The organism is Rhizobium sp. ERR 1071 (genome assembly GCF_007828675.1).
Taxonomy (GTDB): domain Bacteria; phylum Pseudomonadota; class Alphaproteobacteria; order Rhizobiales; family Rhizobiaceae; genus Rhizobium; species Rhizobium dioscoreae.
This window is the reverse complement of record NZ_VITM01000001.1, coordinates 70,380-87,239: the sequence shown is the minus strand read 5'-3', so window position 1 is coordinate 87,239 and position 16,860 is coordinate 70,380. Positions and strand designations below refer to the sequence as shown.

13 protein-coding genes are annotated in these 16,860 nt (G+C 59.0%); 3 read left to right on the top strand and 10 right to left on the bottom strand.

The features are described 5' to 3' along the window. Positions 1-50: 50 nt before the first annotated feature. Positions 51-1,478 carry an NADP-dependent phosphogluconate dehydrogenase gene (gene gndA / locus FBZ99_RS00405; RefSeq protein WP_145317179.1) on the bottom strand — a complete coding sequence of 476 codons (1,428 nt, stop codon included), beginning with the start codon at positions 1,476-1,478 and terminating at the stop codon, positions 51-53. Positions 1,479-1,772: 294 nt separating this feature from the next. Here gndA and FBZ99_RS00400 point away from each other — a divergent pair, with 294 nt between their 5' ends. Beyond that, positions 1,773-2,171, top strand: coding sequence for an SRPBCC family protein (locus tag FBZ99_RS00400; RefSeq protein ID WP_145630998.1), 399 nt, complete (start codon positions 1,773-1,775; stop codon positions 2,169-2,171). Between the two features lie 6 nt (positions 2,172-2,177). On the opposite strand, the gene FBZ99_RS00395 is transcribed toward FBZ99_RS00400, so the two are convergent. The 6 genes from FBZ99_RS00395 to FBZ99_RS00370 all read right to left on the bottom strand — a co-directional run bounded on the left by FBZ99_RS00395 (position 2,178) and on the right by FBZ99_RS00370 (position 8,588). After that, the gene (locus tag FBZ99_RS00395) at positions 2,178-2,792 is read right to left on the bottom strand and encodes an ABC-type transport auxiliary lipoprotein family protein (protein ID WP_112721200.1); all 615 of its coding nucleotides are present in this window, start codon (positions 2,790-2,792) and stop codon (positions 2,178-2,180) included. 38 nt (positions 2,793-2,830) lie between these two features. Further along, positions 2,831-4,201: an MlaD family protein gene (locus FBZ99_RS00390; protein WP_075850685.1), complete on the bottom strand. Its 1,371-nt coding sequence runs from the start codon at positions 4,199-4,201 to the stop codon at positions 2,831-2,833. 9 nt (positions 4,202-4,210) lie between these two features. After that, entirely contained in the window at positions 4,211-5,074 is an 864-nt protein-coding gene (locus tag FBZ99_RS00385; RefSeq protein ID WP_113333113.1) for an ABC transporter ATP-binding protein, read from the bottom strand. A gap of 12 nt (positions 5,075-5,086) precedes the next feature. Further along, positions 5,087-6,247, bottom strand: a complete 1,161-nt coding sequence (locus FBZ99_RS00380; RefSeq protein ID WP_145630997.1) for an ABC transporter permease — start codon at positions 6,245-6,247, stop codon at positions 5,087-5,089. A 150-nt stretch (positions 6,248-6,397) separates the two neighbouring features. After that, a complete protein-coding gene (locus tag FBZ99_RS00375) occupies positions 6,398-7,615 on the bottom strand; it encodes an MFS transporter (protein ID WP_145630995.1) in 1,218 nt (405 codons plus the stop codon). 166 nt (positions 7,616-7,781) lie between these two features. Next, a complete protein-coding gene (locus tag FBZ99_RS00370) occupies positions 7,782-8,588 on the bottom strand; it encodes a UDP-2,3-diacylglucosamine diphosphatase (protein ID WP_069613061.1) in 807 nt (268 codons plus the stop codon). A gap of 464 nt (positions 8,589-9,052) precedes the next feature. Here FBZ99_RS00370 and FBZ99_RS00365 point away from each other — a divergent pair, with 464 nt between their 5' ends. Both FBZ99_RS00365 and FBZ99_RS00360 read left to right on the top strand, forming a co-directional pair. Next, complete coding sequence (locus tag FBZ99_RS00365) at positions 9,053-11,329, top strand: NADP-dependent malic enzyme (RefSeq protein ID WP_113390994.1); 2,277 nt, start codon at positions 9,053-9,055, stop codon at positions 11,327-11,329. 195 nt (positions 11,330-11,524) lie between these two features. Further along, complete coding sequence (locus tag FBZ99_RS00360) at positions 11,525-12,280, top strand: hypothetical protein (protein WP_145630994.1); 756 nt, start codon at positions 11,525-11,527, stop codon at positions 12,278-12,280. Between the two features lie 49 nt (positions 12,281-12,329). Here the strand turns inward: FBZ99_RS00360 and FBZ99_RS00355 are convergent, their stop codons facing one another. The 3 genes from FBZ99_RS00355 to FBZ99_RS00345 all read right to left on the bottom strand — a co-directional run bounded on the left by FBZ99_RS00355 (position 12,330) and on the right by FBZ99_RS00345 (position 16,772). After that, entirely contained in the window at positions 12,330-14,072 is a 1,743-nt protein-coding gene (locus FBZ99_RS00355; RefSeq protein WP_145630993.1) for an ankyrin repeat domain-containing protein, read from the bottom strand. A gap of 164 nt (positions 14,073-14,236) precedes the next feature. After that, positions 14,237-15,061, bottom strand: a complete 825-nt coding sequence (locus tag FBZ99_RS00350; protein WP_145630992.1) for a TolB family protein — start codon at positions 15,059-15,061, stop codon at positions 14,237-14,239. Positions 15,062-15,092: 31 nt separating this feature from the next. After that, positions 15,093-16,772 (bottom strand): NAD+ synthase, encoded by a 1,680-nt coding sequence (locus tag FBZ99_RS00345; protein ID WP_145630991.1) that lies wholly within the window; start codon positions 16,770-16,772, stop codon positions 15,093-15,095. Positions 16,773-16,860 lie beyond the last annotated feature (88 nt).

Sequence of the window (16,860 nt, the reverse complement as noted above, 5' to 3'; positions counted from 1 at the left end):
CCGCCGGATTCCTCCGGCGGGCTCTTTCATAATCCCATCCGACTGTTTTCTCAGCCCTGAGCCCCGCTGCCCCATGGGCCGTGGTGAATGTCCTTGCCGTCGACGCGGTCGAAGCCGTGTGCGCCGAAAAAGTCACGCTGGGCCTGGATCAGGTTGGCGGTGCCGCGCGCCTGGCGATAGGCATCGAAATAGGTCAGCGCCGAAGCAAGGGCTGGAACCGGCAGGCCGGATGCGGTCGCAGCCGAAACGATGCGACGCAGCGACGGGATCGATTCCTTGACCATCTCGGCAAAGGCCGGGGTGACGATCAGGTTCGCCGCATCCGGGGTCTTGGTGAAAGCGCTGGTGATCTCGTCGAGGAACTGCGAACGGATGATGCAGCCGGCACGCCAGATCTTAGCGATGACAGGCATCGGCAGCGACCAGTTGAACTCCTTCGAGGCCTCGGCCATGACGGCAAAGCCCTGGGCATAGGCGCCGATCTTGGCAGCGAAGAGTGCCAGCTCCAGGTCCTTCAGTAAGTCGGGACCGAAGGCGATCGGGAACTTGTAGTCGGGCGTGCCAAAAATCTTCTCGGCTGCTTCGCGCTGGCTCTTGATCGCCGAGAGGCTGCGGGCGGCAACGGCAGCCTCGATCGCCGTCGCGGGAATGCCCATGTTCTGGGCTTCGATAGCAGACCACTTGCCGGTACCCTTTTGGCCGGCCTTGTCGAGGATGACATCGGGCATGGCGCTGCCGGTTGCCGGGTCCTTCGCAGCCAGAACCTTCTCGGTGATCTCGATGAGGTAGGAGTTGAGGCGACCCTTGTTCCAGTCGCCGAAGATCGAGCTGATCTCGGCCGCGCTCTTGCCGAGACCGTCACGCAGGATGCCGTAGATTTCGGCGATCATCTGCATATCGGCATATTCGATGCCGTTGTGGATGGTCTTGACGAAGTGACCGGCGCCATCATTGCCGAGCCAGGCAACGCATGGATCGTTGTTGTATTTCGCAGCGATCGAGGTCAGCACCTTCTCGACGCGCTTGTAGGACTCTTCCGTGCCGCCGACCATGATCGACGGACCATGACGCGCCCCTTCCTCGCCACCGGATACGCCCATGCCGATGAAGGTCAGGCCGGTATCTTTCAGACGATCGAAGCGAGCGATCGTATCGCGGAAATTGGCATTGCCGGCATCGATCATGATGTCGCCCTTGTCGAGATAGGGCTGCAGCGCCGCCATCTGCTGGTCGACCGGCTCACCAGCCTTGATCATGATGATGATCGGCCGTGGCGGGCGGATCGCCTCGACGAATTCCTCGATCGTCTTGCAGGGAATGATCTTGTCCTTGAGTGCGCCCGCATTCGCATAGAATTCATCCGTTACCTGAGGTGTACGGTTGAACACCGCGATCTTGTTGCCTTTCTCGGCGATGTTGAGCGCCAGATTCGATCCCATCACAGCAAGACCGATCAGCCCGATTTCTGCCTTTTCCACGACAATCCTCCAATGAGCCGTTGACTGCGCCCGGCCCTACCCTGAAGACCCGGAAGACACAGCAACATCCGATATGACGCAATGCCACCGACGCTCGACGCGACCGGCGACAGCCCTGCGTTGGGGCTGTTGTTGCACTCCGGACGGAAAACGGCAAGTCTTCGAAAGCCGTGAATCGTTCTCTTTGCAGGACTGTGCAACAATGTTGCGGAATTCGCGATTCATCCGTTTCCGAACTAACGTTTTTTCTGCCGATCGCAGTCCTATGAGGGTGATATAGAGGAGGAAACCATCATGTCGACCATGAGCGCGAAGATCGTACATATCTCCATCGCTCGCGACTGGAGGGAGGTCTACGACTACGCCAGCCGCCCGGAAAACATGCCTTTCTGGGCCTCTGGCCTGGCATCAGGGCTGACGCAGGATGGGGACGACTGGATCGCCGAAGGCATGCTCGGGACTGCACGCGTGCGCTTCGCGCCTCGCAATGACTTCGGCGTCATCGATCATTGGGTAACGCTGGAGTCCGATTTGCAGGTCTACAATGCCTTGCGCGTCGTACCGAACGGCGACGGCTGCGAGATCATGTTCACCGTGCTCCAGCTACCAGGCATGGAGGAAGCACAATTCGCAGCCGATGCCGCGCATGTCATGCGCGATCTGAAGACACTCAAAGAGTTGATGGAGCGCTGATCGCCCTTACAGCGAGCGCAATGTCCAGTCGACGAGTTCGCCGGTCACGCCGGCAAATGCAGCGTCGAGCGCGCGGACGAAATCGGGATTGCTGCCACCACTGACCGGCACGACCTTCCGGAACACGTTCTGGGCCTTCACCGTGCCGGTGCGATCGTTCAGGATCTTTTCGGAGATCTCGACGATTGCCGTCTTCTGGCCGCCAGACGCATTGATTTCGAAGGAGCGGATATCGGTGACGATCTGATAGTCGATCGCAAGCCCCTGCCCTGGCACGCCGACGCCGCCGAGCTTGCCGGTGTTTTCGAAGGCCTCGACCAGTTTCGATTGCACCATCTTGCTCAGCTTGTCGCTCCATTGCGATTTGCCGAGGTATTGAATTTCCGAGGGCGAGACGCGAATGACGATCTGATTGCTGTCCAGCGCCTGGAGCGCGGTTGGCGGCGGGATGAGGATCTGGCGGCTTTTGACCGAAGGTCCATTCGCCTTCGCCGACGCGGAAAGATCGTAGGTATCGTTGTTGGAGGAAGTTCCACAGCCCCCCAGCAAAGCTGCAAGCAACGGCAACGCGATCACAGCTTTCCACACCTGATGACGCTCACTCGACACGCAACCGACCATATTTCGCTTATCCCCTGGAGACCAGATATCGCTCTTCATCAATGCCGCGCGCGGCCGTCATAAGTCTTGACCGTATCCCCGCCGAAAATCAGTCGCTGCGGATTGCGGTCGAAATTAGTGATTGTACTATTCAGGTTGTCAACCGTGCCCCGCATGTCGTTGATGAGGGTCTGGGCATCGCGCAAGCCGCCGCTCGAAAATTTCTGCAGATTGTCGGCGATCGGGCCGATGCGGGAATTGAGATTGTCCGCCATCTTCTTGAAGGATTCGAGCGTGTCCTTGGCTTCTGCGAACAGCGATTTCGTACTGTCGTCGCCGAGCAGGGAATTGACTTTGGTCAGGATACCGTCGACCTTGCCGGACGCCGCGTTGAGTTTGGTGGAGATGTCGCGGGCATTGGCGATTGTCTGGTCGATATCCTGCTGATGCGCGGCAACGGAATTGGCGACGTCGCGGATCGATGCGACCGCCGTGCGCGCCTGTTTCGTCACGTCGGCAATATCGTCAACCGATCCCTTGATCTTGGCCGGATCGATCTGTGCGACGATCGCATCGACCCGGTCCAGCGTCTTTTGTGCATTCTGACCGAACGTCGTATAGGTGTCGGCCGTCTGCTTGAAGCTCGCAATCGTCGCCTTCAAGTCAGTCGTCGCGTCGGCAACATTGGCCGTGATCTTGTCGGCATTGGCGATGACGTCGTTGACCTTCTGGGCATCCACTGCACGCACCAGCTTCTCGATCGCATCCAATGTCGAATCCACGCGGACCGAAACCGTCTTGAAGGTATCGGAAAGCTGCCCGACGCTCGCCAGGAACTTGTCAATATTGTCGGAATTGTCGGCGATGGCCTTCGAGAATTTCTGCGCATTGCGCACGGTATCCGTCAACGGCCCACGCGAATCCGAGACGAAGCCCTGAATGTCGCCAATCGTATCATTGGCGCGGTTCAGGATCTTATCGGCCGTCGTCAAGAGATTGGTGACGCTCGATTGATCCGCAAGCAACACCGCCCGCTTACCCGTATCGATCGAACGCTTCAAAATATTCTCGTCGCCATTGCGTCCGCCCGAAAGCTCGATATAGGCGGCGCCCGTCAGACCCTGGATCTCAAGAATGGCCTTGGTCGAGGTATAGACGGGCGCATCTGCACGCACCTGCGTGAAGGCAAGCGAATAGTTCGGATCGTCGGCATCGATCGACAGTCCCTGCACCGAGCCCACCTGAATACCGTTGAAGCGAACCGGCGAGCCGACGCTCAAACCATTTGCCGAACCGGGAATGCGCACGACGAGCTCGACCATCGGGCCGCCGCGGCCATACTCGGCCATCCAGTAGACGAAACCGAAGGCGGCCGCGATGACGAGCAGCGTGAAGAACCCAACGATCGTATAATTGGCTTTGGTTTCCATAGTCTCCAGTCACTTCTCGCGGCTGTGGGCGCTTGCGCCTTTGTCGTCGTTGTGCCCCTTGATGTCCTCGCGCGGCACGATCGAACGTGCGCGTTTGCCCCTGAAGTAGGATTGCACCCAGGGATCATCACAGGCGAGCATGTCCTCAACCGTACCTTCCACCAATACCCGCTTCTGTCCGAGGACAGCAATACGGTCACAGACGGAAAACAGGCTGTCGAGGTCGTGAGTCACCATATAAACGGTCAGGCCGAGCGTGTCGCGCAGCTTGGCGATCAGTTCATCGAATTCCGACGCACCAATCGGATCGAGACCCGATGTCGGCTCATCGAGGAAAACGAGATCAGGGTCGAGCGCCAGGGCTCTGGCAAGCGCCGCGCGCTTGATCATGCCGCCGGAAAGTTCGGAAGGATATTTGTCGGCGGCATCAGCGGCCAGACCCACCATGCGGATCTTCATCAGCGCCAACTCGTCCATCATCTCCTTGGGCAGGTCCAGATATTCCCGCATCGGCACCTGGATGTTTTCCTTGACCGTCAGTGAGGAAAACAGTGCGCCTTGCTGGAAGAGAACGCCGAGCCGCATGTCGAGGCGGTTGCGGTCCTGCTCGTCGAGCTTGTCGTAATCTTCGCCGAGAATCTCAATCTTGCCCGAGCGGCGCGGCAATAGCCGCAGCACCGTTCGCAGCAGCACGGACTTACCCGCCCCGGAAGCGCCGACGAAACCGAGAATCTCGCCGCGATAGATGTTGAGGTTCAGTTTGTCGAGGACGATTTTCGATCCGAAGCCAACGGTGACATCCCGTGCCGACAGCACGATGTCCCTGCCCTGCTCATCCTTTTCCAACGGGATTTCCGAGTGAAGCGCGCTCATCGTTATCGTCCCTCAGAAATCGATTGCTGCGTAGAACATGGCGAAGAGCCCGTCCATGAGGATAACGACGAAGATCGACTTCACCACCGATGACGTCACGTGCTGACCAAGAGACTCGGCACTGCCTCCCACCTTCAATCCCTCGACCGCCGCGACGATGCCGATAACGAGCGCCATGAACGGCGCCTTGATCATGCCCGAAATGACCGTCGAAAGGCTGACGGCCTCATGCAGTCGCGAGATGAAGGTTGCAAAGGTAATGCCGGAATATGCCCAGGACACCAGAGCGGCACCAAAAAGCGCAGCGAAGTTGGCAATGACGGTCAGCAGCGGCAGAGCAACCGTCAGCGCCACCAGCCGTGGGAAAATCAAAACACCAATGGGATTGAGACCCATGACCTTCAGCGCATCCACTTCCTCGCGCATTTTCATGGAGCCGATTTCGGCCGTAATTGCGCTGCCGGAACGGCCGGCGATCATGATCGCGGTCAGAAGCACGCCGATTTCGCGCAATTGCAGGATTCCGACGAGATCGACCACAAAGATTTCCGCGCCGAAATAGCGCAGCTGGAAAGCGCCCTGCTGAGCGATGATCGCACCGATCAGCGACGACATCAGCAGGATGATTGGAACGGCGCGCACTGCCATGTGGTCGATCTGATTGATGATCGAGGCCGGCGAAACGCCACTGCCGCGGCCGAATTTGAGCTGCGCGCCGCGCACGGCGGAACCCAGAATGTACATGGCGGCAACGAGATTGCCCCAGATCTCGTAGACGGTTTTGCCGATGGGCGCCAATATGCGCTCCGCCAATGATGTCCTCGGCTTTGCAGCCGCCGCCTCATCGTCCGGATGCGCATCGAACGCGGTCAGCAATTCATCGATATGCGGATTGGAACCCTCGATCGTGACATGGGCCTTGTGCGCTTCCTGACTTTCCTTCAGTCGGCGGATCAGCAGCGCACCCGCCGTATCCACATCCGAAAGACCGGAAAGATCGATCACCACGTCGCCGCCGGAACTGCGCTTGGACAGCTGCTCGATCTGCCGCAGCACACCGTGCACATTGGCGCTGCGCCAATTGCCTTGCAGCCGATAGCGATGGCCTGCGCCCTCGGGCGCATCATCGATCTTCGGTGCATCGGACCTTTGCTCGGCTGCTTTCAAACTCATGCGTCTTTCAAATCTGGCACAACATACGCCGACTCGGTGAGTCCGCATGGTCAGTGCTTAATACACCGACTATGCATGGAATTTCCATCTCGCGCCGGCGCCAACATATGTCACGGCTTTTTGATATCCAAATGAATTTGTTGCACCGCGTCAGGATACGCCGTGAGCGCCTCCGCCGATTGCCGGCTTTCTCGCCTGCAGCCCATAGGCAAAAACGACCATGGCGAGCCCAAAGGCGGCGATGCCGGCCATGACATAGTAACTCGTCAGGTCGAGCCAGGCGTAGAGATAGCCGGATGCAAGCGTCATCAATCCCAGGAACATGCCATTGTAGAAATAATAGGCGCCCTGAGCCGATGATTCCTGCGTCTCATGGACGGACGCCACGATACGACGCTGAACGCCGGTATGGACGCAGGCATAGGTGCATGAATGAAAACATTGCAGCACAAAATAGCCGATGAAGCCGAAATTGCTCGGAAACAGGACCCAGCGCAGAATGCACATGGTCGAACCGAAGAAGATGAGCGTCCAGGCGCTGAACCTCCTGCTCAGTTTTCTCGACAGGAAAAACACCATCACCTCGGCCGTGACGCCAATGCTCCACAGCACGGCTATCTCGGCGCCGGAAAAGCCGAGCTTATGCCAGTAGATCGACGCAAATGTATAGAGCATCGCATGGCTCGATTGCTGTATCGATACGCCGATCATGGTTATAAGCAATTGCGGCGAGCGCAGATTTCCGGTCGGCGATTGCAGATTGATCGGTTGGTTGCGCCGGCGCGTCGGCCCGATACGTGGCGCGAAAAAGCCCATCATCGTCGTCAGAATGAACCCCGCCACCATCACGGGCAATACTGTCGTGCCGCCCCACATGCCGATCAGCTGGCCGCCGAGAAGGGTCGACAGGATAAAGGTGATCGATCCCCAGACCCGCATGGAACCGTAATCGAAGCCCCAGCGGCGCACACCCGACATGGCAATCGATTCGACCACCGGTACGTAAGGCGCATAAGTAGCGCCCTGAATGCCGTAGACCAGAAGCACCGGCCAGAAGTTGCTGGTCCAGTAAAGCGCGATTGCCGTCAGCAGCGACAAGGCACCCGACCACAACAATACATCGGCCCGCTCTCTCATGTGATCGGCGAGTACCGCGATGATGGGTGTCACGAGGACGCGCACGACCATGGGAATGGCGATCACCAGGCCAATCTCGTGATCGTTGAAATTCAGCCCCGCCAACCAGACGGGAAAGAAGGGTACGGCAATGCCGTTGACGAACAACGGAGCGCAATAGGACAAGGCGGCGCGCAAGCGGAAATATGGAGGCGCACCCTCGCCCTGGAAGGACTTGATCGCGGGAATCATGACAGACCTGAAGGGGAACTTACTTGTCCCTATCATGCTATCGAGAATACGACTATGGCGAGAAATAGCCAAAACCGTAACGTTTCGGAAAAATCCGAAGCCAGGGCTGTCTGGCGGCGATCAATAATTATGACAAGCCATTATCAAGCCTGTGAAGAGCCAGAAATCAGGCCGCCTGTGCGCCGAGGGCCTGCGGTATTTCTCCAACCTGCGAGCCGACTGGCTGCGTTTCGAGAATATTCTGCCACGTGATCAGCTCGAACGTGCCGTCTTCGTGTTCGGCAATCGCCGTGCAGCTTTCCACCCAGTCGCCCGTGTTGATGTAACGGATCCCATCGAGATCCTCGATCACGGCATGGTGGATATGACCGCAGATGACGCCATCTGCATCATTGCGCTTGGCCTCTTCGGCCACGACACGCTGAAACTCGCCGATGAAATTGACGGCGTGCTTCACCTGCAGCTTTGCCCAGGCCGAAAAGGACCAATAGGGCATGTTCAGGCGTCGGCGCACCGCCGCAAGTCCGATATTGATCAAGATGGCCATGTCGTAAGCCCAGTCCCCGAGATAGGCGAGCAGGCGGGCATTGCGGACAACGACATCGAATTCGTCGCCGTGCAGGATGAGATATTTCTTCCCGTCGGCCGTTTCATGCATGGCGCGCTGCGCCACCTCGATACCGCCGAAGTGCATTCCGGGGAAGTCACGCAGGAATTCGTCGTGATTGCCGGGGATATAAACGATGCGCGTGCCCTTGCGCGCCTTGCGCAGAAGCTTCTGTACGACGTCGTTGCAATCCTGGGGCCAGTACCAGTTTCGCTTCAGTCTCCAGCCATCAACGATGTCTCCAACCAGGAAGATGGTATCGGCCTCGTGATAACGGAGAAAATCGAGCAGGTAATCCGCCTTGGCGGCCTTCGAGCCGAGATGCACGTCAGAAATGAATAGCGTTCGGAAATGCCGGGGGTCCATGTTTTCATTCACGAACTTTATGTCCGTGCCCTATCCTACGTTGGCTATTCCAAAACCAGACTCGTGTTTCAGGAAGATGACAAACCCTGTGCTTGGCGGCCCAGCGGCGGCGTTCAACCAAGTTTCGCGGCAACTGCGAGGTCAGGACGATTGCTTGTAAAGCTGGCGATACCAAGGCGAAACATGGCCCGCGCCGCCTCGCTTGGATGAGCCGCCCATCTGTGCACTTTCACGCCATTCTTTCCAAGATGACGCGTTCGCAGCCTTCGACTTGCGGAAAGGACATCGCGCGATCTGCGATCATTGCGGAAAAGGCAATTCAGTTTTGCCACGACAAAAACGCCTCGTGACCTCAATTCCATACTGTGAAGGCGAAGCGATTGATGTATGCAGAAGACTCAAAGCGCAGGCAGGAATGGAGACGCAAGTTGGATACGAACGACACTTCGAAAGCAGCCAAGAACATGGCGAGCGGAAATTTCGACGAGCAGGCGCTTTATTTCCATCGTTATCCCCGTCCCGGCAAGCTCGAAATTCAAGCGACCAAGCCGCTGGGCAATCAGCGCGATCTGGCACTTGCCTATTCCCCCGGCGTCGCTGCCCCCTGCATCGCCATCCGCGACAACCCGGAAACGGCAGCTGACTATACGTCCCGCGCCAATCTCGTAGCGGTGATTTCCAACGGTTCCGCCGTGCTCGGGCTCGGCAATATCGGCCCGCTGGCCTCGAAACCCGTCATGGAAGGCAAGGCCGTTCTCTTCAAGAAATTCGCCGGCATCGACGTCTTCGACATCGAAATCGCAGCACCGACGGTCGATGAGATGGTTAACACCGTCTCCGCGCTCGAGCCGACCTTCGGCGGTATCAATCTCGAAGACATCAAGGCGCCGGAATGCTTTGACGTCGAGCGCCGCCTGCGCGAGAAAATGGAAATTCCGGTCTTTCACGACGATCAGCACGGCACCGCCATCATCGTCGCCGCCGCCATCCTCAACGGACTGGAACTGGCCGGCAAAAAGATTGAAGACGTCAAGATCGTTGCCTCCGGCGCCGGTGCGGCGGCGCTGGCCTGCCTCAACCTGCTCGTCATCCTCGGCGCCAGGCGCGAGAACATCTGGGTCCACGATATCGAGGGTCTGGTCTACAAGGATCGCAACGTCCTCATGGACGAGTGGAAATCCGTCTACGCTCAAGATAGCGACAAGCGCGTGCTCGCCGAATCCATTCCGGGCGCCGACGTCTTCCTCGGCCTGTCGGCTGCCGGCGTGCTGAAACCCGAATTGCTGGCGCAGATGGCCGAAAAGCCGCTGATCATGGCGCTCGCCAACCCAACGCCGGAAATCATGCCGGATCTCGCCCGTGCCGCCCGTCCCGATGCAATGATCTGCACTGGCCGCTCGGACTTCCCGAACCAGGTCAACAACGTCCTCTGCTTCCCCTATATTTTCCGCGGAGCGCTCGATTGCGGCGCCAAGACGATCAACGAAGAGATGAAGATGGCTGCGGTGCGCGCCATTGCCGCGCTTGCCCGCGAGGAACCTTCCGACGTCGCCGCCCGCGCCTATACAGGCGAAACGCCGGTCTTCGGGCCCAATTACCTGATCCCCTCGCCCTTCGACCCGCGCCTGATCCTGCGCATTGCGCCGGCTGTGGCGAAGGCAGCTGCGGAAAGCGGCGTCGCTCTGCGCCCGATCAAGGATTTCGATGCCTATATGGACGAGCTTAACCGCTTCGTCTTCCGTTCGGGCTTCGTGATGAAGCCGATCTTTGCGGCTGCGAAGATTGCCGAGCGCAAACGCGTCGTCTTCTCCGAAGGCGAAGATGAGCGCGTGCTGCGCGCCGCCCAGGTCCTGCTCGAGGAAGGCACCGCCGTCCCGATCCTAATCGGTCGTCCTTCCGTCATCGAGACGCGCCTCAAGCGCTACGGCCTGAAGATTCGCCCTCATACGGATTTCGCTGTCATCAATCCCGAAGACGATCCGCGCTTCCGCGAGTATGTCGAACTTTATTTCTCGCTGGTCGGCCGCGCGGGTGTTATCCCAGAAGCAGCCCGCACGATCGTCCGTACCAACACAACCGTTATCGGCGCGCTTGCCCTCAAGCGCGGCGAAGCTGATGCGCTCATCTGCGGTCTCGAAGGCCGTTATGAGCGTCATTTGCGCATCGTCCGCCAGGTCATCGGCAAGCGGCCTGATGTTCGGGATTTCTCGGCATTGAGCCTGCTCATTTCGCAGCGCGGCGCCACCTTCTATACCGATACCTATGTGACGTTTAATCCGTCCGCCGAGGAAATCGCGGAATCCACCTGGCTGGCAGCCGAGGAGATCAAGCGCTTCGGTATCGAGCCCCGCGCCGCTCTCGTCTCCCATTCCAACTTCGGCTCACGGGAGTCGGAAAGCGCTACCAAGATGCGCGAAGCGCTGGCTCTCATTCGCGAGGCAGCGCCGGATCTGGAGGTCGACGGCGAAATGCATGGCGACAGTGCCATTTCCGAGAGCCTGCGCCGGCACGTAATGCCGGACAGCGCGCTCTCCGGCGAAGCCAATCTACTGGTCTTCCCCAATCTCGATGCGGCCAATATCACGCTCGGCGTGGTCAAGACCATGACCGATGGTCTGCATGTCGGCCCGATTCTGCTCGGGACGGCGCTCCCGGCCCACATTCTCTCGCCGTCTGTCACTTCGCGCGGCGTGGTCAACATGGCGGCGCTCGCCGTCGTCGAAGCCTCGCAGATCGCCTGATATCACGTCTAGCAGCCACAGCCAGAATGACACCGCGTTTCATGCATTCGCGGTGTCGCCTATCCCCTGGCTATCGGCGGCTGCGACCTGCAATTTCACGAAAATCCTCTCGAAATCCGTGCTTTTTCATGGATACGTTGTTAAGCTGCTGCGTGTAATCTTCAGCGACTTAAAACCGCTTTCGAGAGCAGAACCGTGAACCGCGGCATAAAACAAGCTTCCATTGCCTTCTTTTCCCTGCTGACGGCCACATCGGCGGCCCTCGCACAGGTCGATCTCTGCGACGAACTGCGCGGCCGCTATGTCGACATCAGCGAAGTGATCGGCGCCAGCCAGGAAACACGCCAGCTCTCGCGCGCCATCGTGCAGCAGAACCTGATGATCCGCCGGACGATGAGCGATCTGCGCAACCAGGGCTGCGTCGAAGGCGACGATGGCGTATTTAGCGGGCAGGACAATCAAGGCGTCTGCGACGACATGCGGCAATCGATCGATCAGATGCGGCACGATCTCTCCCTGCTGATGGATCAGCGCGAGCAGAGCGTTGGCCGCGTCGATGCCGTTGCCATGCAGCGCCGGCAGTTGCTGGACACGATGCAGCGCAACGGCTGCAGCCTGCCGGCTTCGGCAACGCCGGATATTGTCATCGATACCCATACGAAAATGGATGCCTATGCGCCGCAGGGGCAGTCCCTGGCCAAGCCCGAAAGCTCCATTACCGTTATCGAGACGCCAAGGCTCCAGAAGAATTCCAGCCTCGAACAAAAGCAGGCACCACCGACGGCGGCGCCCAAGGTAACACAGGCGCAGCCGCAGCAATTTCCGCCGGATCGCCCCTATGATCCCTCGGCCCATAAGGTTCGCCAGGTCGGCCCGCAATTTCTCGCGACCGACCAGGGCAGCATCGACCTCAAACATCCGAAAGAGGCCGGGCCGCAGCCGACGCAATAATGCGTAGGGGGATGTCGCCCATCCGCCGACTGCGTTGATTTCATGTCGTTCAAGGCTGGCGCAACAAGGAGATGATGGCCTCATCGCCCGTCTCTCTCGCGAGATCGCGATAGGACTGTCCGGAAACATCCCTGACCGAGCGATCCGCACCCTTCGCCAGCAGGATGCGCACCGCCTCGCCGCAGCGATTGACAATGGCAAAGCCAAGCGGCGTCATCCAATCGCGATCGGTGGCCTGCCCATGAGGGCGGAAGTCTCCGAAGCGGATATTCACCTGTTCCGGATGCCTATCGAGAATAGCAGCCAGCTGATCGACCTGACCGAAAGTGGCCGCCGCGAAAATATCGAGCGGATAGGCCTTCAGAAACTCGACCATCTCATCCTTGCCGTTATATTCGGCCCAACCGATCGGCGGCGCATGAAAATTGGGATCACGAACGGTGGTGTCCGCTCCATGCTCGATCAGCAGCTTCGCCATCTCCATATGGCCATGCAGCGCGGCTTCATGCAGCGGTGTTCGGCTTGTCATGGCATTGACGTCAAAATCCAGCGCCAACATGAGACCCACGGCGCGCAGATCATTTTCGCCAACAGCCTCGTGCAGCATGTCGGGATGAGCCTGGCGCATCGCCTCAGGAATATCGAATTCCCTCGCAATTCTCTTTATGTGTTCGACGACTATTGCCGGACCCGCTGCCTCATTCCTGGCCCCTTGCTGAATCTGGATATAGACCGAATCCTCGGGCTTAAGGCGAACCGCCACTGCTCCCTGCTGAACGAGATACAACGCCAGATCCTTGTCGTTCCCTAACCGCGCCCACTCATACGGCGTTCTGCCATTGACGACCTTGTGAACATCCGCCCCATGCTCCACCAGCAGGCGCACTCGCTCGCCCATGCGATGTTCCAGCGCCCAGGCAAGCTGATAGTCGAACACAGTCTGCGTGTTCTCGACAAACTTCCCGTCTTCGCGCACGAGCCAATTGTTCTTATCCCTAGCGGACAAGCCATATTCGATCAGCAATTTCAGGCATGTATCGTCCCGTTCGAACATGCGGTTGTAGAGCGCCTGACTATCATTGGCTTCAGCGCCCGCATCGAGCAGCAGCCGCGCGAATGCCTCGCATTCCGGATGCGGCGGCTGACGATCCTTTCCCGCCTCGCCTTGCCCGAAGACGCCGGTCAAAACGGTGAAGCGATACTGACCGGCATCGAGAAAGAAGGCGTTGACATCGGCCCCGCGCCGAACCAGCTCACGGGCTGCCGGCAGGCTGGAACGACCCGGCACGCGAGCATAGGCTGCGTACATCAGCGGAGTTAGTTCATGCGGCCCGCCCCTGCGATCGAGAAGCTGTGGCTGTCGATCAAGCCAGCGACCTACCCGGTCGGCGTCGCCAAGCGCGGCGGCGACATGGATGCTTTCGTCGGCAATCTCCGGATTGGCCTTCAGCAGCATTAGCGCCTCATCGAAGCGCGCGGGATCGGCGGGAATATTGGCAAAATACGAAACCGTCGCCAGCGACAGGAAACGGTTGGCGAGCTGATCCTGTGGGATATGCTTGCGATCGCCGCTTTCCAGATGTGCCTTAAGCTTCGTCCAGCTGGAGAAGCCAAATTCGCGGGCAAGAACGAGCTGAATGTCCTGCAGTCCAACGCTGTCGATATCGGCAAAATAGGGCGCAACGCGGCTGCGCGCCGAAGTATCGCCGGCTTGAACGGCCTTGAGGAAAGATTTGGCTTGCTTTTTCAGGGAATCGAGAGTGGCGTCGACAGCCAAAGAGCGCGTGGTCACGGTAGACCTCCTTCCATTTACGTCCGGTATCCGCGCCCACAGACTGAAAAGAGGTGTGGCAGTCTCACTTTAAATGCATCAGGTGGGCCTAGCCCTTCCCGCGGATCGGATGCGCCCTGAGAACGCATCCAGATCTATCGCGCCGGTTGCGCTCTGTCCAGAGCTCAGGCAGGCTCATAGCGGACATAGGCGAACTCGTCCCCATCCGGTGACCAGTTCGGCACATTGATCGATCCCTGCCCGCCAAAGAGCTCGAACAGCGTCGTCAGGTTGCCGCCATCCATATCCATCAGCCGCATCCGCACATTGAGATCGCGCGGATGATCAAAGACGTCAGGATCATAGGAGATCAGGACCACCTTGTCGTTCTTCGGAGATGGATGCGCGAACCAATTGCCGTAATTGTCGTCGGTCAGTTGCTCGAGGCCAGTGCCGTCAGGATGGATGCGCCAGATCTGCATAAGGCCGGTGCGGCTCGAATTGAAATAGATCCATTGCCCGTCGGCCGAATAGTCAGGTCCGTCATTGCGGCCCTCGCCATGCGTCAGGCGGGTCTCTTCGCCGCCATCGATCGAGATCGTATAGATATCGAAAACGTCGTTGCGGATGCCGCAGTAGGAGAAGCGCTTTCCGTCCGGCGACCAGCCATGCCAGTAAGAGGGCAGATTGGTCGTCACCTGCCTTGGCGTGCCGCCCTCTGCCGGCAGAACATAGATGCAGGATTTGCCATGCTGCGTCTTGTCGGAAATGGCAATCAGTGAACCGTCCGGCGAGATGCCGTGATCGTTGTTGCACAGGGTCGCAAAGCCGGTATCGATCTGGACGATCCCACTGCCATCCAGCGGCAGCCGATAGAGCAGCCCGTCGCCATTCAGCAGCAGATAGCGGCCGTCAGGCGAATAGTTCGGCGCCTCGATCAGCTGGTCCGTTTGCCAGACGATCCGGTTTGCACCCGTGCGGATATTATAGATCTCGACCGAGCTGCGCATTCTTCCTCTCCCTCGCCGTTGGATGCTGCGATCAACGATCGCGGAACCGGTTGGTGATCGGATAGCGGCGATCGCGACCGAAATTCTTCTTAGTGATCTTCACACCCGGCGCCGACTGGCGGCGCTTGTACTCGGCAAGATAGAGCAGATGTTCAACGCGATGCACGGTCGCAACATCATGGCCTCGGGCCACGATCTCCTCGACCGACATTTCCTTTTCCACCAGGCATTCAAGGATATCGTCGAGCACCGGATAGGGCGGCAGCGAATCCTGGTCCGTCTGGTTCGGCCTTAGTTCCGCCGAAGGCGCCTTGTCGATGATATTATGGGGAATGACCTCGCCCGAAGGGCCGAGCGCGCCCGGCGGCACGTGCAGGTTGCGCCAGCGCGACAGCGCATAGACCTGCATCTTGTAGAGATCCTTGATCGGGTTGAAGCCGCCGTTCATGTCGCCATAAAGCGTGGCGTATCCGACAGACATTTCCGACTTGTTGCCCGTCGTCACCACCATCGAACCGAACTTGTTGGAGATCGCCATCAGGATGGTGCCGCGGGCGCGGCTCTGCAGGTTTTCCTCGGTGATGCCGCTTTCCGTGCCTTCGAAAAGATCGGACAGAGCCGAACTGAAGCCGGTAACGGGATCCTCAATCGGCACGATATCGTAGCGGCATCCGAGCGCCTTGGCGCAATCGGCCGCATCCTTCAGCGAATCCTGCGAGGTATAGCGATAGGGCAGCATGACGGTGCGCACACGCTCTTCGCCAAGCGCATCGACGGCAATCGCCGCGCAGATCGCAGAGTCGATACCGCCGGACAGGCCAAGCACGACCGACTTGAAGCCATTCTTGTTGACATAGTCGCGGAAGCCCAGCAGGCAGGCGCGATAATCTGCCTCCTCGCCTTCCGGAATGTAAGCCATCGGACCTTCAGCGCAGTGCCAGCCGTCGCCGTTCTTCTTCCAGGTCGTCACTGCAAGCGCGGTCTCGAACTGGCTCATCTGGAAGGCCAGGGTCTTGTCTGCATTGAAACCGAAGCTGGCGCCATCGAAAACCAGTTCGTCCTGGCCGCCGAGCTGGGCGGCATAGATCATCGGCAGCCCTGTCTCGATGACCTGCTTCAGCACGACCTGATGGCGCACGTCGACCTTGCCGCGATAATAGGGCGAACCGTTCGGCGACAGAAGGATTTCCGCACCGCTCTCAGCCAGCGTCTCGCAGACGCCGAGCTCACCCCAGATGTCCTCGCAGATCGGGATACCCAGTCGCACGCCGCGGAAATTGACCGGACCGGGCATGGCGCCCTGATCGAACACGCGCTTCTCGTCGAACTCGCCGTAGTTCGGTAGGTCTACCTTGTCACGGACCGCAATCACCTTGCCGCCATCGAGCACGGCAATCGAATTGTAGCGGCCCGTCTCGTCCTGCCGGGGAAAGCCGATGATCACACCAGGGCCGCCATCGGCCGTATCGGCAGCCAGAGCTTCCACTGCTTTCCAGCAAGCGCGAATGAAGGCCGGCTTCAGCACGAGATCTTCCGGCGGATAGCCGGAAATGAACAACTCCGTCAGCAGTAGGAGCTGCGCGCCTTCGCGCGCTGCTTCGGCGCGGGCCTCACGCGCTTTGGCGAGATTGCCGGAGACGTCGCCGACCGTCGGATTGAGCTGCGCGACGGCGATGCGGATGGTGTGGGTAATCTGGCTTTGCTCTGTCATGCCATACATTTAGCGATGCCATCTTTCTTCCGCAACCGCCTTCCTTCCCGCACACGCATCAAAGATCGCACTACGCGCAGAGGAGGTA

What these genes read in the sequence shown, in the direction of transcription:
- FBZ99_RS00400 (WP_145630998.1), top strand. Translation starts at nt 1,773, where the DNA reads ATGTCGACCATGAGCGCGAAGATCGTACATATCTCCATCGCTCGCGAC.
- FBZ99_RS00395 (WP_112721200.1), bottom strand. Translation starts at nt 2,792, where the DNA reads ATGGTCGGTTGCGTGTCGAGTGAGCGTCATCAGGTGTGGAAAGCTGTG.
- FBZ99_RS00390 (WP_075850685.1), bottom strand. Translation starts at nt 4,201, where the DNA reads ATGGAAACCAAAGCCAATTATACGATCGTTGGGTTCTTCACGCTGCTC.
- FBZ99_RS00385 (WP_113333113.1), bottom strand. Translation starts at nt 5,074, where the DNA reads ATGAGCGCGCTTCACTCGGAAATCCCGTTGGAAAAGGATGAGCAGGGC.
- FBZ99_RS00380 (WP_145630997.1), bottom strand. Translation starts at nt 6,247, where the DNA reads ATGAGTTTGAAAGCAGCCGAGCAAAGGTCCGATGCACCGAAGATCGAT.
- FBZ99_RS00375 (WP_145630995.1), bottom strand. Translation starts at nt 7,615, where the DNA reads ATGATTCCCGCGATCAAGTCCTTCCAGGGCGAGGGTGCGCCTCCATAT.
- FBZ99_RS00370 (WP_069613061.1), bottom strand. Translation starts at nt 8,588, where the DNA reads ATGGACCCCCGGCATTTCCGAACGCTATTCATTTCTGACGTGCATCTC.
- FBZ99_RS00365 (WP_113390994.1), top strand. Translation starts at nt 9,053, where the DNA reads ATGGCGAGCGGAAATTTCGACGAGCAGGCGCTTTATTTCCATCGTTAT.
- FBZ99_RS00350 (WP_145630992.1), bottom strand. Translation starts at nt 15,061, where the DNA reads ATGCGCAGCTCGGTCGAGATCTATAATATCCGCACGGGTGCAAACCGG.
- FBZ99_RS00345 (WP_145630991.1), bottom strand. Translation starts at nt 16,772, where the DNA reads ATGACAGAGCAAAGCCAGATTACCCACACCATCCGCATCGCCGTCGCG.